Source organism: Pseudomonas sp. AF03-9, assembly GCF_020515815.1.
Lineage (GTDB): Bacteria > Pseudomonadota > Gammaproteobacteria > Pseudomonadales > Pseudomonadaceae > Aquipseudomonas.
The window spans coordinates 1-661 of sequence record NZ_JAHPJF010000063.1 but is presented as its reverse complement, the minus strand read 5'-3'; the positions used below and the strand labels follow the sequence as shown (position 1 = coordinate 661).

The following is a 661-nucleotide window of genomic DNA, read 5'->3' as shown; positions in this document are numbered from 1 at the left end:
GAGTTTTAAGAAGTCGGGCTTCGTACGACCATCAGCTACGACACTGCCGTCGGGGTAGTTGAACTTAATAAAGTTCCCTTCTCTCTTTTCCTTTACTCCTTCTGAACTCACCACGAAGCCAGAGTGAACAGTTGGCTCGAAGTATACTTGCCGAGCCTGCAACGCCCGATAACTCAGATATATATGACCCTCACCCGCCAAATTTACGGTCTTACGGTTCCCGTTTAAAAAGCTTTCATGCACCCAAGGGTAATAATCTCGTCTAATCGTCAGATCTCCATCCACTTTGAAATCCGCGCCGCCCCGTGGAGAGTTGTTATAGTCAAACATCGCGATCACGCCCCCCCCTGCGCCATAAGTAACGCCCTCGCCATAACGCGTTGGATCGACAAACTCCACGCCGAATGTCACATTCGCCAGATGCCAGCGACACGCACCGCCCCCATCCTTTGGCAGTTCCACTTGGTAAAGGTCACTCTGGCCTTGGCGCTCAAATTCTTTGTAAATTGAGTGATGACCATCCTGCTCTATACGCTGGCCGCTGGCGCCCGAGCTGATGCGTTTACAAATGGCCGAGCGATACATGACCCACATAGTTTCGGTTTTAAGTTCCTTGGGCAGTTTCACCGTCACGGTTATCTTTTCACTATCAGCAGGCGGT

General features: G+C 51.0%; 1 pseudogene. It reads right to left on the bottom strand.

What is annotated here, in order from left to right:
• Window positions 1–661: pseudogene (locus tag LIY36_RS27630) on the bottom strand (hypothetical protein); the annotation flags it as partial.